General features: G+C 59.4%; 21 protein-coding genes. 7 read left to right on the plus strand and 14 right to left on the minus strand.

Going from position 1 to position 20,429, the window contains the following annotated elements; genetic code table 11:
* Window positions 1–7 precede the first annotated feature (7 nt).
* The 6 genes from ruvB to aspS all read right to left on the minus strand — a co-directional run bounded on the left by ruvB (window position 8) and on the right by aspS (window position 5,385).
* Window positions 8–1,018 (minus strand): Holliday junction branch migration DNA helicase RuvB, encoded by a 1,011-nt coding sequence (ruvB, locus tag G9X48_RS07240; RefSeq protein ID WP_004384825.1) that lies wholly within the window; start codon window positions 1,016–1,018, stop codon window positions 8–10.
* Between the two features lie 8 nt (window positions 1,019–1,026).
* Window positions 1,027–1,638: a Holliday junction branch migration protein RuvA gene (ruvA, locus tag G9X48_RS07245; protein ID WP_004384824.1), complete on the minus strand. Its 612-nt coding sequence runs from the start codon at window positions 1,636–1,638 to the stop codon at window positions 1,027–1,029.
* Between the two features lie 145 nt (window positions 1,639–1,783).
* Window positions 1,784–2,305, minus strand: a complete 522-nt coding sequence (gene ruvC / locus G9X48_RS07250; protein ID WP_007900724.1) for a crossover junction endodeoxyribonuclease RuvC — start codon at window positions 2,303–2,305, stop codon at window positions 1,784–1,786.
* An 88-nt stretch (window positions 2,306–2,393) separates the two neighbouring features.
* Window positions 2,394–3,134: a YebC/PmpR family DNA-binding transcriptional regulator gene (locus G9X48_RS07255; protein WP_004384823.1), complete on the minus strand. Its 741-nt coding sequence runs from the start codon at window positions 3,132–3,134 to the stop codon at window positions 2,394–2,396.
* A gap of 27 nt (window positions 3,135–3,161) precedes the next feature.
* Window positions 3,162–3,614 (minus strand): dihydroneopterin triphosphate diphosphatase, encoded by a 453-nt coding sequence (gene nudB, locus G9X48_RS07260; RefSeq protein WP_124753091.1) that lies wholly within the window; start codon window positions 3,612–3,614, stop codon window positions 3,162–3,164.
* Window positions 3,607–5,385, minus strand: a complete 1,779-nt coding sequence (aspS, locus tag G9X48_RS07265) for an aspartate--tRNA ligase (protein WP_097641393.1) — start codon at window positions 5,383–5,385, stop codon at window positions 3,607–3,609. Before aspS ends, nudB begins: the two co-directional genes overlap by 8 nt.
* Window positions 5,386–5,651: 266 nt before the next feature.
* Here aspS and G9X48_RS07270 point away from each other — a divergent pair, with 266 nt between their 5' ends.
* From G9X48_RS07270 to cmoB, 5 genes are all read left to right on the plus strand, one after another.
* Window positions 5,652–6,218 carry a hydrolase gene (locus tag G9X48_RS07270; RefSeq protein WP_004386303.1) on the plus strand — a complete coding sequence of 189 codons (567 nt, stop codon included), beginning with the start codon at window positions 5,652–5,654 and terminating at the stop codon, window positions 6,216–6,218.
* Complete coding sequence (locus G9X48_RS07275) at window positions 6,215–7,033, plus strand: DUF72 domain-containing protein (RefSeq protein WP_007868670.1); 819 nt, start codon at window positions 6,215–6,217, stop codon at window positions 7,031–7,033. The genes G9X48_RS07270 and G9X48_RS07275 overlap by 4 nt, the downstream gene beginning before the upstream one ends.
* Window positions 7,034–7,100: 67 nt before the next feature.
* The gene (locus G9X48_RS07280; RefSeq protein ID WP_004386301.1) at window positions 7,101–7,496 is read left to right on the plus strand and encodes an MAPEG family protein; all 396 of its coding nucleotides are present in this window, start codon (window positions 7,101–7,103) and stop codon (window positions 7,494–7,496) included.
* 40 nt (window positions 7,497–7,536) lie between these two features.
* Window positions 7,537–8,280, plus strand: coding sequence for a carboxy-S-adenosyl-L-methionine synthase CmoA (gene cmoA, locus G9X48_RS07285; RefSeq protein ID WP_069681991.1), 744 nt, complete (start codon window positions 7,537–7,539; stop codon window positions 8,278–8,280).
* Window positions 8,277–9,248: a tRNA 5-methoxyuridine(34)/uridine 5-oxyacetic acid(34) synthase CmoB gene (cmoB, locus tag G9X48_RS07290; protein ID WP_054625163.1), complete on the plus strand. Its 972-nt coding sequence runs from the start codon at window positions 8,277–8,279 to the stop codon at window positions 9,246–9,248. The genes cmoA and cmoB overlap by 4 nt, the downstream gene beginning before the upstream one ends.
* Before the next feature lie 36 nt (window positions 9,249–9,284).
* Here cmoB and lysM read toward each other — a convergent pair whose 3' ends face one another.
* From lysM to cutC, 4 genes are all read right to left on the minus strand, one after another.
* Window positions 9,285–9,731, minus strand: a complete 447-nt coding sequence (gene lysM / locus G9X48_RS07295; protein WP_004386298.1) for a peptidoglycan-binding protein LysM — start codon at window positions 9,729–9,731, stop codon at window positions 9,285–9,287.
* Window positions 9,732–9,870: 139 nt separating this feature from the next.
* Window positions 9,871–11,520, minus strand: a complete 1,650-nt coding sequence (locus G9X48_RS07300; RefSeq protein ID WP_097641392.1) for a hypothetical protein — start codon at window positions 11,518–11,520, stop codon at window positions 9,871–9,873.
* On the minus strand, window positions 11,520–13,220 hold the full coding sequence (locus G9X48_RS07305) for a molecular chaperone HscC (protein ID WP_038880177.1): 1,701 nt from the start codon (window positions 13,218–13,220) through the stop codon (window positions 11,520–11,522). Before G9X48_RS07305 ends, G9X48_RS07300 begins: the two co-directional genes overlap by 1 nt.
* A 199-nt stretch (window positions 13,221–13,419) precedes the next feature.
* On the minus strand, window positions 13,420–14,160 hold the full coding sequence (cutC, locus tag G9X48_RS07310) for a copper homeostasis protein CutC (protein ID WP_054625160.1): 741 nt from the start codon (window positions 14,158–14,160) through the stop codon (window positions 13,420–13,422).
* A gap of 85 nt (window positions 14,161–14,245) precedes the next feature.
* On the opposite strand from cutC, the gene G9X48_RS07315 reads away from it, so the two are divergent.
* Window positions 14,246–15,397, plus strand: a complete 1,152-nt coding sequence (locus G9X48_RS07315; protein WP_097641391.1) for a PatB family C-S lyase — start codon at window positions 14,246–14,248, stop codon at window positions 15,395–15,397.
* On the opposite strand, the gene G9X48_RS07320 is transcribed toward G9X48_RS07315, so the two are convergent.
* From G9X48_RS07320 to G9X48_RS07330, 3 genes are all read right to left on the minus strand, one after another.
* Window positions 15,387–16,553, minus strand: coding sequence for a zinc-dependent alcohol dehydrogenase (locus G9X48_RS07320; protein ID WP_063264508.1), 1,167 nt, complete (start codon window positions 16,551–16,553; stop codon window positions 15,387–15,389). The genes G9X48_RS07315 and G9X48_RS07320 overlap by 11 nt on opposite strands.
* 3 nt (window positions 16,554–16,556) lie before the next feature.
* Window positions 16,557–17,099 (minus strand): SRPBCC family protein, encoded by a 543-nt coding sequence (locus tag G9X48_RS07325; RefSeq protein WP_004387404.1) that lies wholly within the window; start codon window positions 17,097–17,099, stop codon window positions 16,557–16,559.
* A gap of 147 nt (window positions 17,100–17,246) precedes the next feature.
* Window positions 17,247–17,810 carry a VOC family protein gene (locus G9X48_RS07330; RefSeq protein WP_097641390.1) on the minus strand — a complete coding sequence of 188 codons (564 nt, stop codon included), beginning with the start codon at window positions 17,808–17,810 and terminating at the stop codon, window positions 17,247–17,249.
* A gap of 185 nt (window positions 17,811–17,995) precedes the next feature.
* On the opposite strand from G9X48_RS07330, the gene argS reads away from it, so the two are divergent.
* Complete coding sequence (gene argS, locus G9X48_RS07335; protein ID WP_097641389.1) at window positions 17,996–19,729, plus strand: arginine--tRNA ligase; 1,734 nt, start codon at window positions 17,996–17,998, stop codon at window positions 19,727–19,729.
* 66 nt (window positions 19,730–19,795) lie between these two features.
* On the opposite strand, the gene G9X48_RS07340 is transcribed toward argS, so the two are convergent.
* The gene (locus tag G9X48_RS07340) at window positions 19,796–20,422 is read right to left on the minus strand and encodes a helix-turn-helix domain-containing protein (RefSeq protein WP_007900760.1); all 627 of its coding nucleotides are present in this window, start codon (window positions 20,420–20,422) and stop codon (window positions 19,796–19,798) included.
* Window positions 20,423–20,429 lie beyond the last annotated feature (7 nt).

Consider the following 20,429-nt stretch of genomic DNA (forward strand, 5'->3'; position numbering starts at 1 on the left):
CGAGATGTCACGGCATCTGCGGCGGCGTGATGCCGAAATGGTTCCACGCGCGGGTGGTTGCCATTCTTCCGCGCGGCGTGCGCTGCAAAAAGCCCTGCTGAATGAGGAAGGGCTCCAGCACATCTTCGATGGTTTCGCGCTCTTCGCCGATAGCGGCCGCCAGGTTGTCGAGCCCCACCGGGCCGCCAAAGAATTTGTCGATTACCGCCAGCAGCAGCTTGCGGTCCATATAGTCAAAGCCTTCGGCATCGACATTAAGCATATCCAGCGCCTGAGACGCTACGTGCTGATTGATAACGCCGTCGTGGCGCACCTCGGCGAAATCGCGCACGCGACGCAGCAGGCGGTTAGCGATACGCGGCGTGCCGCGCGAACGTTTCGCCACTTCCAGCGAGGCTTCGTCATTCATCTCAAGCCCCATATGGCGCGCGCTGCGGCTGACAATATGCTGTAAATCGGCGACCTGGTAGAACTCCAGGCGCTGCACGATACCGAAGCGGTCGCGCAGCGGCGAAGTAAGCGAGCCGGCGCGTGTCGTCGCGCCAATCAGCGTAAACGGCGGTAAATCGATTTTGATCGAGCGCGCCGCCGGGCCTTCGCCAATCATGATATCGAGCTGGTAATCTTCCATCGCCGGATAGAGCACCTCTTCGACCACGGGCGAGAGACGATGGATTTCATCGATAAACAGAACGTCGTGCGGCTCAAGATTGGTGAGCATCGCCGCCAGATCGCCCGCCTTTTCCAGCACCGGCCCGGAGGTGGTGCGCAGGTTGACGCCCATTTCGTTGGCGACGATATTGGCGAGCGTGGTTTTCCCAAGCCCCGGCGGGCCGAAAATCAGCAGATGATCGAGCGCATCGCCGCGCAGCTTCGCCGCCTGGATAAAAATCTCCATCTGGGAACGCACCTGCGGCTGGCCGATGTACTCTTCGAGTAATTTGGGGCGAATGGCGCGATCGGCCACCTCTTCTGCCACAACGCTGCCCGGCGCCACCAGGCGGTCTGCTTCAATCATCCTCTACCTCACAATGCCGCGCGCAGCGCTTCGCGAATCAGCGTTTCGCTGCTCGCATCCGCCTGTGCGACTTTACTGACCATACGGCTGGCTTCCTGAGGTTTATAACCCAGCGACACCAGCGCGGCAACGGCTTCCGCCTCGGCGTCATCCACCGCTGGGCTTGCAGGCGACGTCAGCACCAGATCGGCCGCTGGCGTGAAGAGATCGCCATGCAGGCCTTTGAAGCGGTCTTTCATCTCCACCACCAGACGTTCGGCGGTTTTCTTGCCGATGCCCGGCAGTTTGACCAGCGCGGCAGGCTCTTCGCGCTCAACCGCGTTCACGAACTGCTGGGCCGACATACCGGAGAGGATCGCCAGCGCCAGTTTCGGGCCGACGCCGTTGACCTTGATCAGCTCGCGAAAAAGCGTGCGCTCTTGTTTGTTATTAAAGCCGAACAGTAACTGCGCGTCTTCACGCACGACAAAATGGGTGAAGACCACCGCCTCTTTGCCGGTTTCCGGCAATTCATAAAAGCAGGTCATCGGCATATGGACTTCATAACCGACGCCGCCCGCCTCCAGTAACACCAGCGGGGGCTGTTTTTCCAGTACGATGCCTCTGAGTCTGCCTATCACGTTGCGCTCCTGCGTGGGGCTTAAGAAAGTTGCTGGCTATAATATAAAAAAAGCTGGACAGATATCCAGTCGAGAAATCGCCGTGGCGATGAGAGAACTGACCGTTGCGAGGCGTCTCGCAAAGGAACGGTAACGTCAGTTTCCGTTAACGAAGCCGCCCGCGCGCCAGGTTCAGGCGCGATTCGCTGACCTGCGTCGCGTTCTGGCTGACGTGACAATGGGTAATAGCGATAGCGAGCGCATCCGCCGCATCCGCCTGCGGGTTGGCGGAGAGTTTCAGCAGCGTGCGCACCATATGCTGCACCTGGCTTTTTTCAGCGCTGCCGATGCCCACCACCGTTTGCTTCACCTGTCGCGCCGCGTATTCAAACACCGGCAGATCGTGATTCACCGCCGCGACAATCGCCGCGCCGCGGGCCTGCCCGAGTTTTAACGCCGAATCGGCGTTTTTCGCCATAAAGACCTGCTCGATGGCGAAATAGTCAGGACGAAACTGCGTGATGATTTCGCTGACGCCCGCGTAGATAAGCTTCAGGCGTGAAGGCAAATCCGTGACGCTGGTGCGGATACAGCCGCTGCCAAGATAGGTCAGCTGACGTCCGGTCTGGCGAATCACGCCGTAACCGGTGACGCGCGACCCCGGGTCGATGCCCAGAATAATACTCATGGCGCGTCTCCTGAGAAAAAGCCTGCGGGAATACAAGAAGATATCAGACTGCGGACGTGGCCGCCCGCAGTCTGAAACATGGCGGGTATCACAGGGTCGCCGCAACCTCGTCGGAGATCTCACCGTTGTGGTAAACCTCCTGCACGTCGTCGCAGTCTTCCAGCATGTCGATAAGACGCAGCAGTTTCGGCGCGGTTTCCGCGTCCATATCCGCTTTGGTGGACGGGATCATAGAGACTTCCGCGTTGTCGGCTTTAAGCCCTGCCGCTTCCAGCGCGTCACGTACCGCGCCCATCTCTTCCCAGGCGGTGTAGACGTCGATAGCGCCGTCGTCATAGGTCACGACATCTTCAGCGCCCGCTTCCAGCGCGGCTTCCATAATGGTGTCTTCGTCGCCCGCTTCGAAGGAGATAACGCCTTTTTTGCTGAACAGGTACGCCACGGAACCATCGGTGCCGAGGTTGCCGCCGCATTTGCTGAAGGCGTGACGCACTTCTGCAACGGTACGGTTACGGTTATCAGAGAGACATTCCACCATCACCGCGGTGCCGCCAGGGCCGTAACCTTCATAAATGATGGTTTCCATGTTCGCGTCTTCGTCACCGCCAACGCCGCGCGCGATAGCGCGGTTCAGGGTGTCGCGCGTCATGTTATTGGACAGCGCTTTATCGATAGCCGCGCGCAGACGCGGGTTAGAGCCCGGATCGCCGCCGCCCAGACGCGCCGCGGTCACCAGCTCGCGGATAATTTTAGTGAAGATTTTACCGCGCTTGGCATCCTGTGCCGCTTTGCGGTGTTTGGTGTTGGCCCATTTACTATGACCTGCCATAAAAATATCTCCAGAAAGCGCGCCTTTTCAGGCGGCGTTAATAACAAATTCTTCAATCGCCTGCCGGTTGCTCCAGGACTTGGTGAGCGCGGCCGCCTCGGGGGCGTCCACCCAGCGGTAGGTCAGGTGTTCGGTGAACACGATCTCCCGCTCCGTCGGCAGCGCCAGACAGAACCATGACTCCGTATTACGCATAATCCCCGGCGCATAGCGATGACGTAAATGACTGAAAATTTCAAACTCCACCGTGCGCTGACAGTCCATCAAGGTCAGTTGCTCTGAAGCAACGTCAATAGAGACCTCTTCCTTTACTTCGCGCGCGGCGGCCTGCGGCGCGGTTTCCCCCTCTTCCAGGCTGCCGGTGACCGACTGCCAGAAATCAGGATCGTCGCGCCGCTGCAACATGAGCACCCGTTTCGTGTCCTCGGCGTAAATCACCACTAGCACAGAAACAGGGCGCTTATAATGCATATTACTTATTCTCCGGCGACGCTTTTTTCACAACTTCGATGCCCAGCTCAGCCAGCGCTGTCGGGTTTGCGAAGCTCGGCGCTTCGGTCATCAGACAGGCAGCCGCCGTGGTTTTCGGGAAGGCGATGACATCGCGGATGTTATCCGTGCCGGTCAGCAGCATGGTCAGACGGTCAAGACCAAACGCCAGGCCCGCGTGCGGCGGCGTACCGAATTTCAGCGCGTCCAGGAGGAAGCCGAATTTCTCGCGCTGCTCATGCTCGTTAATGCCCAGAATGCCAAACACAGTCTGCTGCATTTCGCCACGGTGGATACGCACCGAGCCGCCGCCCACTTCATAACCGTTGATAACCATATCGTAGGCGTTCGCCACCGCGTCTTCCGGTGCCGCTTTAAGCTCTTCCGCGGTCATGTCTTTCGGCGCGGTAAACGGATGGTGCATCGCGCTCAGGCCGCCTTCGCCGTCGTCTTCAAACATCGGGAAGTCGATAACCCACAGCGGCGCCCATTTGGCTTCGTCGGTCAGGCTCAGGTCTTTACCAAGCTTCAGGCGCAGCGCGCCCAGCGCGTCGGCGACCACTTTTTTGTTGTCGGCGCCGAAGAAAATCATGTCGCCGTCCTGCGCGCCGGTGCGCTCAAGAATGGCTTCAACGATCTCCGCGTTCAGGAATTTAGCGACCGGGCTGTTAATGCCGTCGAGGCCCTTCGCGCGCTCGTTGATTTTGATATACGCAAGCCCTTTAGCCCCGTAAATTTTGACGAAGTTGCCGTAGTCGTCAATCTGCTTGCGGCTGAGCTGGGCACCGCCCGGTACGCGCAGCGCGGCGACGCGGCCTTTCGGATCGTTAGCCGGGCCTGCGAAAACCGCGAACTCTACGGTTTTCAGCAGATCGGCCACGTCCACCAGCTCCATCGGGTTACGCAGATCCGGTTTATCGGAGCCGTAGCGGCGCTCGGCTTCGGCGAAGGTCATGACCGGGAACTCGCCCAGATCCACGCCTTTGACTTCCAGCCACAGTTGACGGATCAGTTTTTCCATCACTTCACGCACCTGCGGCGCGGTCATGAAGGAGGTTTCGACGTCGATCTGGGTGAATTCAGGCTGACGGTCAGCGCGCAGGTCTTCGTCGCGGAAGCATTTAACGATCTGATAGTAGCGATCGAAGCCGGACATCATCAGCAGCTGTTTGAAAAGCTGCGGAGACTGCGGCAGCGCGTAGAACTTGCCTTTATGCACGCGAGACGGCACGAGATAGTCGCGCGCGCCTTCCGGCGTGGCTTTGGTCAGCATCGGGGTTTCGATGTCGAGGAAGCCGTGGTCATCCATAAAGCGGCGCACGAAACTGGTGATTTTCGCGCGGGTTTTCAGGCGCTGGGCCATTTCCGGGCGACGCAGGTCGAGATAGCGGTATTTCAGACGCGCTTCTTCGCTGTTGACCTGATTGGAGTCAAGCGGCAGCGGCTCGGCGCGGTTGATGATGGTCAGTTCGGTGGCGAACACTTCCACTTCGCCGGTCGCCATATCGCGGTTGACGTTTTTCTCGTCGCGCGCGCGCACGGTCCCGGTGATTTGAATGCAGAACTCATTACGCAGTTCAGAGGCGAGGCTGAAGGCGTCGGCGCGATCCGGGTCGAAAAACACCTGAACGATGCCTTCACGATCGCGCATGTCGATAAAAATCAGACTGCCGAGATCGCGACGACGGTTGACCCAACCACACAGAGTCACTTGCTGTCCGACGTGGGACAGATTGAGCTGCCCGCAATATTCTGTACGCATGAGATATCCCTTAATTTAGCCGCAGGCCGTTTGTCGCCTGCCCTGCAGGCACCACTGTCGCAGCTTTGGCTGAATGTCACTACTGGATGAAAAAAGGGGGCTATTATACTGGAAATTCCGCGCCGCGATAAGCCCGAAGCCGCGCGCCCGCGCGATTGCTGTGCGTAAACTGGCGCTTCTCACAAAATTTAACAAAAATAGACAACCGTCCGGCTCACGACGCCAGTAAGGTACTCATCCAAAACCAACAATCAAGGGGAGTCTCTATGTTAACGCTTAATCCCGCGACGACCGCGCTGGTGGTCATTGATTTACAGGAAGGGATCCTGCCCTTTGCCGGCGGCCCGCACAGCGCCGACGACGTTGTGGCCCGCGCCGCAAGGCTTGCGGAGAAATGCCGCGCGGTCGGCGCGCCGGTCGTGATGGTGCGTGTCGGCTGGTCGAAAGATTTCAGCGAAGCGTTGAAGCAGCCCGTCGACGCGCCGATTGCCGGGCATACGTTGCCGGACGAGTGGTGGCACTATCCGGTGGCGCTTGGCAAACGCGACACCGACATCGAAGTGACCAAACGCCAGTGGGGCGCCTTCTACGGCACCGATCTGGAGCTACAATTACGTCGTCGCGGCATCACGACGATTATTCTGTGCGGCATCTCCACCAACATTGGCGTGGAATCCACCGCGCGCAACGCCTGGGAGATGGGCTTTGAGTTGGTCGTCGCCGAAGACGCCTGCTCCGCCGCCGACGCCGACCAGCACAACGGCAGCATGACGCATATTTTCCCGCGCCTCGGACGGGTGCGTTCCACTGAGGAGATCCTCGCAGCCCTATGATTTATCTTGGTCTGCCGCAATGGTCGCACCCGAAATGGGTGCGGCTTGGCATTACATCGCTTGAGGATTACGCCCGCCACTTTAACTGTGTCGAAGGCAACACCACGCTGTACGCGCTGCCGAAAGCGGAGATCGTCGAGCGCTGGCACGCGCAGACCCACGATGATTTCCGCTTCTGTTTTAAATTCCCGGCCACCATTTCGCATAACGCCGCGCTGCGCCACTGCGACGATTTAACCGCCGAGTTTTTCGCGCGCATGGCGCCGCTGGAAGGCCGTATCGGTCAGTACTGGCTGCAACTGCCTGCGGCGTTCGGCCCGCGCGATCTGCCTGCGTTATGGGCGTTTCTCGATACCCTGCCGGGTAACTTTACGTATGGCGTAGAAGTACGCCACCCCGATTTCTTCGCCAAAGGCGAGGCGGAGCTTTCGCTCAACCGCGGGCTTATCGCGCGCGGCGTTAACCGCGTGATGCTCGACAGCCGCCCGGTACACGCCGCCCTTCCGCACAGCCCGGCGGTCATCGACGCGCAGCGGAAAAAGCCCAAAGTGCCGGTGCATGCGCTCGTCACGGCGCAGCATCCAATGGTGCGGTTTATCGGCAGCGACGATATGGCGCAAAACGCGGAATTTTTTACGGTCTGGCTTGCCAAACTCGCGCAGTGGCAGCAGACCACGACGCCTTACCTCTTTCTTCATACGCCGGATATCGAGCATGCGCCGGAGCTGGTACACACGCTCTGGCCCGCGCTTCGCGAGGCGCTGCCGACGCTTGGCGACGAACCCGCCATCCCGCATCAGGACACCCTCTTTTAGGGCAGCGACAACCGGGCCGCGCCACGCTATCATAAAGGCGCCATTAACAGCGTTAAACGGAGTTTCTATGGTAAGCGCGCTTTATGCGGTTCTGGGTGCGTTGTTGTTGATGAAGTTCTCTTTCGATGTAGTTCGTCTGCGCATGCAGTACCGCGTCGCCTATGGCGATGGCGGTTTCAGCGAGCTGCAAAGCGCTATCCGCATTCACGGCAACGCGGTGGAGTATCTGCCCATCGGCCTGTTACTGCTGCTGTTTATGGAGATGAACGGCGCGCAGAACTGGATGCTGCACGTCTGCGGCCTGTTGCTGCTGGTTGGTCGTCTGATGCATTACTACGGCTATCATCATCGCCTGTTGCGCTGGCGGCGTAGCGGCATGAGCGCGACCTATATCGCCCTGCTGATGATGGTGCTGGCCAACATCTGGTATATGCCCTGGGAGTTGGTTTTCTCGTTTCATTAGCGCAAAATACGCCCCTTTCGTTTTCCCCAGGATTTACGCTATGTCAAATCGCGACACGCTGTTCTCCGCGCCCATCGCCCGTCTGGGCGACTGGACTTTCGATGAGCGGGTGGCTGAAGTCTTCCCCGATATGATCCAGCGTTCCGTGCCGGGCTACTCCAATATCATCTCTATGATTGGCATGCTGGCGGAGCGCTTTGTCCAGCCCGCAAGCCAGGTTTACGACCTCGGCTGTTCGCTCGGTGCCGCCACGCTCTCGGTGCGCCGCAACGTGCATCACGACGGCTGCAAAATCATCGCGGTGGATAATTCGCCCGCCATGGTGGAGCGCTGCCGCCGCCATATTGACGCGTTCAAAGCGCAGACGCCGGTCGAGGTGATTGAGGACGATATCCGCAATATCACCATTGAGAACGCCTCTATGGTGGTGCTGAACTTTACGCTCCAGTTCCTGAACCCGGACGACCGCCAGCTGCTGCTCAATAACATCTGTCAGGGCCTGAACCCTGGCGGCGCGCTGGTGCTGTCGGAGAAGTTCAGCTTTGAAGACAGCGTGGTGGGCGAACTGCTGTTCAACATGCATCACGATTTCAAACGCGCGAACGGCTATAGCGAGCTGGAGATCAGCCAGAAGCGCAGCATGCTGGAAAACGTGATGCTTACCGATTCCGTGGAAACCCACAAAGCGCGCCTGCGTAAGGCCGGGTTTGAACACAGCGAACTCTGGTTCCAGTGCTTTAACTTCGGCTCGCTGGTGGCGGTGAAAGGCGGGAGCGCGACATGATCGATTTCGGCAAATTTTATCAGCAGATCGCCTGCGGGCCGCTTGCCCACTGGCTGGAAACCCTGCCCGCCCAGGTCGCGGCCTGGCAGCGCGACGCCCTGCACGGCCAGTTTAAGCAGTGGAAAAATTCCCTCGATAATCTGCCTGCGCTGGTGCCGGACCAGCTTGATCTGCTGCACAGCGTCAGCGCGCAGAGCGCCGAGCCGCTCAGCGACGGCCAGCGCAAGCGCATCGAACAGCTGCTGCGCACGCTGATGCCGTGGCGTAAAGGGCCGTTCTCGCTCTACGGTATCGACATCGACACCGAGTGGCGCTCCGATCTCAAATGGGACCGCGTGCTGCCGCATATCACGCCGCTTGCCGGGCGCACCATTCTGGATGTCGGCTGCGGTAGCGGTTATCACCTGTGGCGTATGGTCGGCGCGGGCGCGCAGCTCGCGGTCGGCATCGACCCGACGCAGCTTTTCCTGTGCCAGTTTGAGGCGGTGCGTAAGCTTTTAGGCGGTGACAATCGCGCCCACGTGCTGCCGCTTGGCATTGAGCAGATGCCCGCGCTGAACGCGTTCGACACCGTCTTTTCGATGGGCGTGCTTTACCACCGCCGCTCACCGCTGGATCACCTCTGGCAGCTTAAAGATCAGCTGGTGAAAGACGGCGAACTGGTGCTGGAAACGCTGGTGGTGGAAGGCGATGAAAACACCGTGCTGGTGCCGGGCGAGCGCTACGCGCAGATGCGCAACGTCTACTTTATTCCCTCCGCGCCCGCGCTGAAAAACTGGCTGGAGAAGTGCGGTTTTGTGGATGTGAAAATCGCCGATTTCTCGGTCACGACCGTGGAAGAGCAGCGCCGCACCGCCTGGATGGAAACGGAGTCGCTGGCGGATTTCCTCGATCCCCATGACGCCACCAAAACCCGCGAAGGCTACCCTGCCCCGCTGCGCGCCGTGCTTATCGCACGCAAACCCTGATGTGTTCTCCCGCACCTGACGTGCGGGAGACGTTTTTTACTTCGGAATACGCAACACCTGGCCCGGATAGATTTTTTCCGGGCTGGTCAGCATCGGTTTATTGGCTTCAAAGATTTTTGGGTATTGATTCGCATCGCCATAAACTTCTTTCGAGATAGCGCTGAGGGTGTCGCCTTTTTTCACCGTGTAGAACTGGCTTTCCGGTGCCGGGGTCGCCACCGCGACATTGTCATCGACATGCCCGATGCCCGCGATATTGCCGACAGCCACCAGGATTTTCTCTTTCGCTTCCTGGCTTAAGCCTTGCCCGGTCACGGTCGCTTTGCCGTCATCCACCTGCACCTGAACTTTATCGGCATCCGGGATACCGGTTTTCTTGAGGTGTTCCTGCACTTTGGCGTTCTGTGCCGCCGCGTCGTTATGCCCGGAAACGCTGTCCCAGATTTTTTCGCCCGCTTCTTTTACAAAATTCAGTAAGCCCATAGTTCCTCCTCAACATAAACAATTACCTGAGAAGTCTGGCAAATAAATCGCAAAATAAGCCAGGCGGCAGCGCGCCGGTTGCCTGAAAAGCGAACAGCCCGGCGAGGCCGGGCTATCGCAGCGCAGGTCGTTTTGAGTATCACGCTTGCAACAACGCGCGCACGCCGGTGACGATGGCGAAAAACAGCAGCGCCAGCAGGACAAGCTTCAGACGTCCGCCGCGCAGAGGCGCACGTTTCTGGCGAAACCGCCGCAGCGCGCCGGGATAACGCCAGAGATCTGTCCAGGCCAGCAGCAGCGTCACGACCACGAAAATCCACATCGCCAGCCTGCCGCAGACCAGCGCGATAACGACGCTGACGACGCAGAACGGGATCACATGCGCGAACAGCCGCCAGCGCTTGCGCCGCCGGGAGTAGATAAACCGCGGCAGCAGCCGCTCGCTCAGCGCTGCATCTCTGTCCGAGAAGGGCCGGGCCAGTCCCCGCCATAAAACCAGCGGGAAAATACCCACCACCATCGCCACCACGGGCGCCACCAGCACACGGAGCACCACGCCCAACGGAGTGATAGTGCCGTCATACACTGCGGGCAGCATCCAGCCAAACGTCGCCATCATCATGCCGACCAGCCAGAGACTACGCATCATCGGTCCGTGCGCTTCATTAAGTTTGTGGTACGTCTGTTGCCACGCGTGGATATCCGCGCCCGCAAAGCGCGGGATGAGCGCCGGATGGCCAATTTCCAGCTGGTCGGTCAGCCTGCCGCAGGCCTGCCAGTCTTCATCGGTGTAGTCGAGCCCGGCCAGCATACGAGCGTCTTCATCCTGCACGCGCAATACCATTTGCGCCGCCCGGTGCGCCGGGCTGTCCTCTGCCGCGTCGTGCTTTGCCGTAAGCTCAACAAAAAGCGCTTCTTCTTCGTCGCGGGCGATAACCTGCGCCCACAAGTCCGGCAGATCTGGCCGCTCGCCGCGCGTTTCATCCCAGTGAAACAGCCTGCAAAGTGCGGCAAAGCGCTCTGGCGACCACTCAGGCTGCGCGTCCAGCAGCGACAGTGCAAGGCGCTGCAACTGGCGCTGTCCGTCATAGCTTTGCAGCCACGGGGAATTCGCCAGCGCGCGCAGGCAGGCCAGATAGCGGGCATCCTTCCCCTCTTCCAGCGCCGCCCGCATCTCTTCGGCGTAAGGGGTGAGCAGCACATGGCGTAACCGGTTCTGCTGCGATTCGTCAGTCGCCACGCGCTGGCCCGGCGTCAGCCACTCAAAGCGCGCCTGCGCCTGTGCGACGAAGGCGTATTCGTCAGGCGCGAGATGCCACAGGCAGCGCGTCAGTACCGCCTCTTCAAACTCGCGCGACTCCCCCATCGCGCGCGCCTCCAGCCAGCGGGCGTTGAGATTTTCCTCGTTTAACCCGTCGAGCAACGCCGTCGTGCGTGGCGGCGTGTACAACGGTGCGGGAGGCGCTGGCGCGCTTTCCGCCGGGGCAGGTTCGGGCTCGTTTACAGGCTGCGCCAGTAGCGGGTCATCAATTTGCCTGCACGCGTCTGGCGCGACTGCCGCCATGTCGGTGTCGTCATCGTGCTCATCGTCATCGCCGAATGCGTCGTCATCGCCGTCCGCCACGCCGCGACGCGCCTGCTCCAGCGCCGTTTCGTAGGCATCTCGCAGTTGCTGAAAGCCTTGCGGATCGTCATCCGGGCGACACACCTTCAGAAGCCTGGCGTAGGCACGTTTGATGGCGCGCTCGTCCGCGCCGGGCTCAAGCCCGAGGATCTCCAGTGCGCGCATCAGAAAAGCCACATCCCGGCTTCGATTGCGTCCGCCTGCTGCGTTATTTCCTGACGGGCTTTATCGATGCGCGCGTCGTCCTGGCTCTCCAGCGCCTGCTGGAAGCGTGCCCCGAGATAGCTAATCTCCTCGCGCATCTCGCCAGTAGTCTCCTGATACAGTCGGTCGAGACGCGCCATCAGATGCGTGTTGGGCTGGCGTTCGCGCGGGTGAATTTTCAGCGCGCTCAGTTGCGCCAGCCGTTCGGCAATCTCTTGTGGCGTTAGCATGCCAGGGTTGTTTTCAATAATGAGCTGATGGCGCTCGCCGGTGAGCGGCACCGTGACTTCGGCTTCCAGAATACCGTTGATGTCATAGGTGAACCGCACATCCAGCGACACCTCGCCCGCCGGTCTCGGCGGCACCGGCACGCGCATTTTGCCAAGCGCAATGTTGTCTTTCACCAGACGGCTTTCGCCCTGGTAAAGCGTAAACTCTACCATCGTCTGATTATCGGCAAGCGTACAGACTGTTTTTACCCGGCTCACCGGCACCACCACGTTACGCTCAATCACCGGCAGATAGTGACCGTCGTCAAGATGGCGGCCAAAGGCTTTGACGGTTTCAATGCCAAGCGTATAAGGGCAGACATCCGTCAGCACCACTTCTTCCAGCGCCGCGTCGCGTTTTTTCAGCGCCGCCTGCACGGCCGCACCAAGCGCGACCGCCTCGTCAGGATTTATCGACACCGACGGGAAGCGGCCAAACAGCCCGGCGGCCAGGCGGCGAACCAGAGGCATACGGCTCGCACCGCCGACCAGCAGGATCTCGTCGAGATCCGCAACGCGAATGCGGGCATCGCGCAGCGCGCGCTCAATGGGCAGGCGCAGGCGGGTAAGGAGCGGCGCGAAAATATCGTTCAGCTCGCCCTGATGAAAATCCTGGCTCCAGGTCTGGTTTTCGGCACGCAGCGTAAAGGTAGCGACAGGGCGATCGCCAAGCGCATGGCGCACCCGCTCGGCCTCGCGGCGCAGGGCATGCGTGTGCGCCGCCGGGTCGGGCAGGCCGCCTGCCGCCATCTGGCGCGCCACGAAGGCGTCAATCAGCGCCTGATCGAAATCTTCGCCGCCGAGAAAGTTATCGCCAGCGCTGGCGCGTACTTCCATCACGCCTTCGAACAGCTCCAGCACCGAGACATCAAACGTGCCGCCGCCGAGATCGAACACCAGAAAGGTGCCCTCTTCTGCGCCGCGATGCAGGCCGTAAGCCAGCGCCGCCGCGGTCGGTTCGTTAATCAGTTTTTCAACGTGAAGCCCGGCCAGTTCGCCCGCGACACGCGTGGCTTTACGCTGGGCATCGCTGAAATACGCCGGCACGCTTATCACCGCTTCGGTGACCGTCTCGCCGCAGGCGCGCTCGATATCTTCTTTCAGGCTTTTTAAAACCAGCGCCGAGAGTTCTTCAGCGCGGAACAGTTTGCCCCCGAGCCGGACGGTCCAGGCGGTGCCCATATGCCGTTTGAAAAGTGCGGTGGTGAGATGCGGATGCGTGTGCAGACGCTCGCGGGCGGCTTTGCCGACCAGCACGCGCCCTTCGTCATCCAGGCCGACGACGCTCGGCGTGAGACATTCGCCCAGCGCGTTAGCGATAAGCCGCGGATTGCCCTCCTGCCAGACGGCGGCGAGGCTATTGGTGGTACCGAGATCGATGCCGACGATCATCCTGCTCTCCCTTTACAGGTCTGCGAAAGACGCTGACGATGCGTGGCATCTTCTCTGAGCGGCCCGGTAAAGACAAGACAGTGACCAGATTTGGTAGGAGCGCGTGGGCATAAAAAAAGCCCCGGCAAAAGACCGGGGCCTGGTACGAGCAAGCATCATATTGGGCGACATGATGCGCGGTAAAAACTGAGGGCAAAAATCATTGCACTGACGTAAGAGCCGCCTTCATGGCGGCTACCGCGTCGCCATCCACCTGGTAACGGGAATATTCGTCAACGCTTGCGTCCGAGGACATCGAGACGCCGGTATTGCGATAACGCATGGGAGAGGCTACATGGATGCCCGCCGAGCTGTGTAGCTCGTCTATCCCCTGCGCCAGGAACAGGTTGAGGTTGCTAAGCCGTACCCCTGCACCGGCCATAATGATTGGAGCACGGGATTTCTGTTTTAGTTCCGTAATTAATGAAATTCCTTTTGCCGCGCTCGCCTGCTGGCCGGAAGTGAGAATGCGCGCCACGCCGAGATCGGTTAATTCTTCCAGCGCTTTCAATGGGCTGGCGCACATGTCGAAGGCGCGATGAAATGTCACCGCCATGCCGTCGGCAGCGCGCATTATTTTATGCATTCGGGCCAGATCCACCCCGCCGTCCTCATTCAGCACGCCGGTCACAAGCCCCGGAAAGCCCAGTTCACGGATAAACGCGATATCGTCCAGCATTGCCGCAAACTCGCTCTCGTTGTAGCAAAAATCGCCGCCGCGCGGACGCACGATAGGATGAACGGGGATCGTTATCTGCGCACGCACGCCTTTGAGCACGCCCGCTGACGGCGTCAGGCCGCCCTCGTTAACCGCCGAACACAGCTCAATGCGGTCAGCGCCCGCCGCCTGTGCGGTCATTGCGCAGGCCTGGCTGTAACAGCAGATTTCCAGTAACGCCATGGGTAACTCCCTGTAAATGAAAGTAGTGGTCAGCTGTGGGCAAACGTCTTAGTCTGAAAACCCCTTAGCCGCAGGACAACGTATCATGGCATTCAATTTCGACGAAGAGATCAACCGCCGTCACAGCGACAGCATTAAGTGGAACGCCCATGACGAATCGGTATTGCCGATGTGGGTGGCCGACACCGATTTTCGCTCGCCCGCCTGTATTACGGATGCGCTGATAGCGCGCGTGCAGCACGGCGTGTTTGGCTACGGCGCGCATCCGCAGGGGCTGGCTGAAGCCTTTATTGAATGGTGCCAGCGTCGCTACCAGTGGCGCGTTGAACCGGAGTGGCTGGTCTTTTTGCCAGGGATTGTGGCGGGGCTGAATCTCTCGGTGCGCGCGTTTACCTCGCCGGAAGAAACCACGCTTGCGCCCACGCCGATTTACCCTCCGTTTCGCAAATCCGCCGCCCTTGCCGGACGCGCGCAACTTAACGCGCCGTTGCAGCCGCGCGGCGAACGACTGGTGCTGGATCTGGAAAGCCTGCGCCCGCAGCTTACCGGGCGCGAAAAGCTCCTGATGCTCTGTAACCCGCAAAATCCTGGCGGCACCGCATACCGCCGTGACGAACTCGAAGCGCAGCTCGCGTTTGCGCAGGAGCATGACCTTATCGTCTGTTCTGATGAAATCCACTGCGATCTGATCCTCACGCCCGGCGTGCAGCATATCCCGTTCGCCTCGCTCAGCGAGGACGCCGCGCGGCGCTCCATCACGCTGATGTCGCCGTCGAAAACGTTTAATATCGCCGGGCTTGGCGCGTCGGTGGCGGTGATCCCGGATGCCGCGCTGCGCCAGCGTTTTTGCGCCGCGCGTGAAGGCATTGTGCCGCATGTGGACGTACTGGCGCTGACGGCCGCCGAAGCGGCATGGCGCGGCGGTGAGCCGTGGCTTACTGACCAAATTGCGTATCTGCGCCGCAACCGCGACCGGCTATACGCCGCCATTAGCGGGCTGCCGGGGCTTGAGATGGTAGTGCCGGAGGCGACGTATCTGGCGTGGGTGGATGCGTCCGGGCTTGGCGTTGAGAACCCGACGCGCTTCTTTAAGCGCCAGGGGCTCGGTTTCTCCCCCGGCGCGGATTTCGGCGCGCCGCAACACGTGCGGATTAACTTCGGCTGTACCGCCGCCACGCTGGAGACGGCCATTGCGCGTCTGACACAGGCGATCAGTGCGGCGAACGTCAGGGCTTAAACACCGCCCGCACGCAGCCGTCCTCTTTGTTTTTAAACATTTCATAGCCACGCGGCGCGTCTTCCAGCGAGAAGCGGTGCGTGGCGAGGAAATCGGTGCGCAGTTCGCCGCGGGAGGCGTGATCCAGCAGGCGTTTCATATAGGCCTGGCCGTGCTGCTGGGCGGTGCGAATGGTTAAGCCTTTATTCATCGCCACGCCGAGCGGGAATTTATCCATCATGCCGTAAACGCCGAGAATGGCGAGCGTGCCGCCTTTACGGCAGGCGCGGATCGCCTGACGCAGCGCGGCACCAATATCAGTGTGCATCTTGAGCGCCTGTTTGGTGCGGTCATAGGCATATTCCAGCCCTTCGCCGTGCGCCTCCATCCCGACCGCGTCAATGCAGCTGTCCGGGCCACGCCCGCCGGTTATCTCAAGCAACGCTTCGTAAATATCCACGTTCGTGTAATCCAGCGGAATAGCGCCCACAACGTCGCGCGCCATCGCCAGCCGCTCCGGGAAACGGTCAATGGCAATGACTCTTTCAGCGCCCAGCAGGTACGCGCTTTGGGCCGCCATCAGCCCGACACCGCCGCAGCCCCATACCGCCACCGTGTCGCCGGGGTGAATATTGCAAAAATCCGCGCCCATATAGCCTGTCGGCGCGGCGTCCGAGAGAAACAGCGCCTGCTCGTCAGAGACATTTTCCGGCACGATAAAGCAGTCGTTATCGGCGAACGGCACACGCACATATTCGGCGTGCGACCCGGCATAGCCGCCGAACGCATGGCTGTAGGCGTAAATTCCTGCCGTCGGGTAGCCGAGGATTTTTTCCTGCAGATGCGCGTTCGGGTTGGTGTTATCGCAACACGAAGTCAGGCCGTGATTGCAGTACCAGCAGGAGCCGCACGAGATAAACGACGGCACCACGACGCGGTCGCCGCGGCGGATGTTTTTGACCTCCGGGCCCACTTCCACCACTTCGCCCATAAATTCATGGCCGAGGATATCGCCCTCTTCCATGCTCGGAATAAGTCCGTCGATGACGTGTAAATCGGAGCCGCAGGTCGTGGTCAGGCCCACTTTAAGGATGACATCATGCGGATTAACGATAGTCGGATCGCCCACGGTCTCCACGCGTAGATCGTTGACGCCGTTCCAGCAGAGTGCTCGCATCGGTTATTCCTCCACCTTGTCCATACCGTCGTGACGGCCCGCCGGTTGCGGTTTATTGGTCGCAATTTCGCCCGTCTCGGCGAGGCTTTTAAAACGCCGCAGCGCCTGGCTCAGCATCGCCTCCGGCACCAGATCGATTTTTTTCGACAACCACTCGCCAAAAAAGCCGCCGGGCGGATCGAAGTGCAGCGAAAGCGTCACTTCCGTGCCGCGCTCCTCGGAGATATGACGAAACGTCAGCCTGCCGGCGTTAGGCACGGTGGCCTTTTTCTCAGATGCCCAGCTGATGTAGTGGCCGCGCTCTTCATCGGTGATATAGGCATCCCACTCAACGGTTTTGCCAAGCGGCATTCGCACGGCCCAGTGGGACGCGGTGTTGCTGAGAATGGTGATGTGGGCGAAATGTCCCATGATGCGTGGCAGGGTGGACGGCGCGCGCCATAAATCAAACAGCTCCTCGGCGGAGCGATGGATAAGCAGGGAGCGGCGCAGCCCCGGCTCATCACGGTTAATCCAGAGATCGGTACGTTTTACGGTTTGTTGCATGAGTCTCTCCCATCGGGTCGAAAACAGGCGTCGGGTCTCTCCTTACTCTTCATGCGGGGGCGTGCGGGAAATGGTCCCCTGAATACTATAGACAAAAAAAGGGGCCAGACTTTGCGCCAGTCTGGCCCCGTGTGTGACAGCGAACCGTTACTGCTGCTCGCTTGCGACGATCTCTTCGATGGAATACGGATGGAATTTGATGGTGACGATGCGGTCGGTGACGGCGAGCGTCGGGTTCGGCAACCGCTCATGCTCACCTGCAGGTGAACTGGTCTTCACCGAAATATCCGGTGCCATCAGCCCTTCGTCGCCCAGCATCGCCAGCGCGCGCTGGTTGAGCGATTCCGGCGCGCCGGGCAGCACGATTTCAATATGTTCCCAGCCTTCATGCGGGTAGCGTTTTTCGCCAGGCCACGGCAGTTCGACAATCGTAAAGCGCCACGGCCCAACGCAGACCGGCTCATCAAGGCGAAAAAGGCAGATGGGGCGACCATTAATGATATTTTCGCTAAGCAGCGTGCCGCACTGCTCAAACCCTTTACGCCAGCGCTCGGCGGTGGCGTTCTGGTGGCAGCGCAGCGAAATATGATCGGCGTGCAGGCCGTTTATATCGAGCGCGAGACGCCCGGCGAGCGTCTGTAACGCCGCTTCAAAACGCGGCAGATCGGCGCGGATATCCTGGAGTTCTTCTGGTGTGTGCCAGTGGGTCATTGGCTTTTCCCGTACGGTGACAAAGGCGCTAATCTACCCTGTTTGAAGCCCGCGCTCCAGCACGTACCACCCTGCCCGCCGGTGCTGACGCCGCCGCCTAAATGCAGTATACTTTTGCCCTCTTTTTTCTTAAGACCGCACGCTGCCGCCTTCGACTGGCAGCGTTATTAACGTAAGGTATCCCGGTGAATATTCAGGCTCTTCTCTCAGAAAAAGTCAGTCAGGCGCTGATTGCCGCAGGTGCGCCTGCGGATTGCGAACCGCAGGTTCGTCAGTCAGCCAAAGCGCAGTTCGGCGACTATCAGGCTAACGGCGTGATGGCTATCGCGAAAAAACTGGGCATGCCGCCGCGACAATTCGCCGAGCAGGCACTGGCCCATCTGGATCTCACCGGGATCGCCGCGAAGACCGAAATCGCAGGCCCTGGCTTTATCAATATTTTCCTCGACCCGGCATTCCTTGCGAAAAACATCGAGGCGGCTGTCGCCTCCGATCGCGCGGGCGTGGAAAAAGTCAGCGCGCCGCAGACCATCGTGGTGGATTACTCTGCACCAAACGTTGCTAAAGAGATGCACGTGGGCCACGTTCGCTCCACCATTATCGGCGATGCGTCCGTTCGTACCCTTGAGTTTCTCGGCCACAAAGTTATTCGCGCCAACCACGTCGGCGACTGGGGCACCCAGTTCGGTATGCTGATTGCTTATCTTGAGAAACAGCAGCAGGAAAATGCCGGCGAGATGGCGCTCTCGGATCTCGAAGGGTTCTATCGCGAAGCCAAAAAGCATTACGACGAAGATGAAGCGTTCGCCGAGCGCGCGCGCAGCTACGTGGTGAAACTGCAGGGCGGCGATGAATATTGCCGCGAGATGTGGCGCAAGCTCGTTGACATCACCATGACGCAGAATCAGATAACCTATCAGCGTCTTAATGTCACCCTGACGCGCGACGACGTGATGGGTGAGAGCCTTTACAACCCGATGCTGCCTGGCATTGTCGCCGATCTGAAAGCCAAAGGTCTGGCGGTGGAGAGCGAAGGCGCTACCGTGGTCTTCCTGGACGAGTTCAAAAATAAAGAAGGCGAGCCGATGGGCGTCATCATCCAGAAAAAGGATGGCGGCTACCTCTACACCACAACCGATATCGCCTGCGCGAAGTACCGCTACGAAACGCTGCATGCCGACCGCGTGCTCTACTACATCGACTCCCGTCAGCACCAGCATCTGATGCAGGCGTGGACCATCGTGCGTAAAGCGGGCTACGTGCCGGAATCCGTCCCGCTGGAACACCACATGTTCGGCATGATGCTTGGTAAAGATGGCAAACCGTTTAAAACCCGCGCGGGCGGCACCATTAAGCTTTCCGAACTGCTGGACGAAGCGCTGGATCGCGCGCGTCGCCTGGTTGCCGGCAAAAACCCGGATATGCCGGCCGACGAGCTGGAAAAACTGGCGAACGCCGTCGGCATCGGCGCGGTGAAATATGCGGATCTCTCAAAGAGCCGCACCACCGATTACATTTTCGACTGGGATAACATGCTGGCCTTTGAGGGCAACACTGCGCCGTATATGCAGTACGCCTATACCCGCGTGCTGTCGGTGTTCCGCAAAGCGGGCGTTAAAGAGAGCGAACTGACGGCACCGGTGGTGATTCAGGACGCCCGCGAAGCGCAGCTCGCCGCGCGCCTGTTGCAGTTCGAAGAGACGCTGGGCGTGGTGGCTCGTGACGGTACGCCGCACGTTATGTGCGCGTATCTCTACGATCTGGCGGGTCTGTTCTCCGGCTTCTACGAGCACTGCCCTATTCTCACCGCTGAAACCGACGCGCTGCGCCAGAGCCGCCTGAAGCTGGCGCTGCTGACCGCGAAAACGCTGAAGCTCGGTCTGGATACGCTTGGCATCGAAACCGTCGAACGTATGTAAACGCTGCGCTCAGGCATAAAAAAGGCCCGTCACTGACGGGCCTTTTTATTGGCATTCTCTGGCGGCTTAATATTTTTGCGGGAGCTTGCCGATGGTGATCAAACGGCCACGCTGGATTTCGATATACCCGCCTTTGCGTAACTCCTGAATGACTTTCATCACATAGCTTTTTGATAAATTGGTGGTACTGGTAATGTACTGGCTTGCGTTTATATTGATGCGCGACTCCAGCGGCATTTCGCCAAGCGTAATGAGTGATTTCCGCACCAGCATATACGAATCGGCGGCGTAGAAATGGTAATTTTTCCAGAGCAGAACATGATAATAAAAAGAGATAACGTGGCTCAGTTCCTTCCAGAGTTTTTGCTCTTCAATAACAGCAAGAAAATCAGCACGACTGATCCTTTTTACAAGACTGTCTTCTTTTATTATTAACCGAAAATGTTCAAACCGGGCATTATTAGGTTGCAATGAAATACCAAAAATATTCGGTCGATTCGTTTCAAAGAAAATGAGATTATCCCAATCCCGCGTCAGAGCAAGGCTGCCTGACAACAGAATATTTACAGACTCTTCATTTTGCGCCAGGCACGAGCCGCGCGGATATTCTTTAATCGTACCGTGACAATGAAAGGCGTTAATCAGCGCATTAATCTGAGCGTCCGGCCGTGGGGGTAAAGGATAGTGGTTCATTTATATG

The sequence above is a fragment of the Cronobacter sp. HA18006 genome, from assembly GCF_011605445.1.
GTDB lineage: Bacteria > Pseudomonadota > Gammaproteobacteria > Enterobacterales > Enterobacteriaceae > Cronobacter > Cronobacter sakazakii.

What these genes read in the sequence shown, in the direction of transcription:
- cutC (WP_054625160.1), bottom strand. Translation starts at nt 14,160, where the DNA reads ATGGCGTTACTGGAAATCTGCTGTTACAGCCAGGCCTGCGCAATGACC.
- lysM (WP_004386298.1), bottom strand. Translation starts at nt 9,731, where the DNA reads ATGGGCTTACTGAATTTTGTAAAAGAAGCGGGCGAAAAAATCTGGGAC.
- cmoA (WP_069681991.1), top strand. Translation starts at nt 7,537, where the DNA reads ATGTCAAATCGCGACACGCTGTTCTCCGCGCCCATCGCCCGTCTGGGC.
- G9X48_RS07305 (WP_038880177.1), bottom strand. Translation starts at nt 13,220, where the DNA reads ATGATCGTCGGCATCGATCTCGGTACCACCAATAGCCTCGCCGCCGTC.
- G9X48_RS07270 (WP_004386303.1), top strand. Translation starts at nt 5,652, where the DNA reads ATGTTAACGCTTAATCCCGCGACGACCGCGCTGGTGGTCATTGATTTA.
- G9X48_RS07315 (WP_097641391.1), top strand. Translation starts at nt 14,246, where the DNA reads ATGGCATTCAATTTCGACGAAGAGATCAACCGCCGTCACAGCGACAGC.
- G9X48_RS07330 (WP_097641390.1), bottom strand. Translation starts at nt 17,810, where the DNA reads ATGACCCACTGGCACACACCAGAAGAACTCCAGGATATCCGCGCCGAT.
- G9X48_RS07340 (WP_007900760.1), bottom strand. Translation starts at nt 20,422, where the DNA reads ATGAACCACTATCCTTTACCCCCACGGCCGGACGCTCAGATTAATGCG.
- G9X48_RS07275 (WP_007868670.1), top strand. Translation starts at nt 6,215, where the DNA reads ATGATTTATCTTGGTCTGCCGCAATGGTCGCACCCGAAATGGGTGCGG.
- G9X48_RS07280 (WP_004386301.1), top strand. Translation starts at nt 7,101, where the DNA reads ATGGTAAGCGCGCTTTATGCGGTTCTGGGTGCGTTGTTGTTGATGAAG.
- ruvC (WP_007900724.1), bottom strand. Translation starts at nt 2,305, where the DNA reads ATGAGTATTATTCTGGGCATCGACCCGGGGTCGCGCGTCACCGGTTAC.
- aspS (WP_097641393.1), bottom strand. Translation starts at nt 5,385, where the DNA reads ATGCGTACAGAATATTGCGGGCAGCTCAATCTGTCCCACGTCGGACAG.
- ruvB (WP_004384825.1), bottom strand. Translation starts at nt 1,018, where the DNA reads ATGATTGAAGCAGACCGCCTGGTGGCGCCGGGCAGCGTTGTGGCAGAA.
- G9X48_RS07325 (WP_004387404.1), bottom strand. Translation starts at nt 17,099, where the DNA reads ATGCAACAAACCGTAAAACGTACCGATCTCTGGATTAACCGTGATGAG.
- G9X48_RS07300 (WP_097641392.1), bottom strand. Translation starts at nt 11,520, where the DNA reads ATGCGCGCACTGGAGATCCTCGGGCTTGAGCCCGGCGCGGACGAGCGC.
- G9X48_RS07320 (WP_063264508.1), bottom strand. Translation starts at nt 16,553, where the DNA reads ATGCGAGCACTCTGCTGGAACGGCGTCAACGATCTACGCGTGGAGACC.
- cmoB (WP_054625163.1), top strand. Translation starts at nt 8,277, where the DNA reads ATGATCGATTTCGGCAAATTTTATCAGCAGATCGCCTGCGGGCCGCTT.
- G9X48_RS07255 (WP_004384823.1), bottom strand. Translation starts at nt 3,134, where the DNA reads ATGGCAGGTCATAGTAAATGGGCCAACACCAAACACCGCAAAGCGGCA.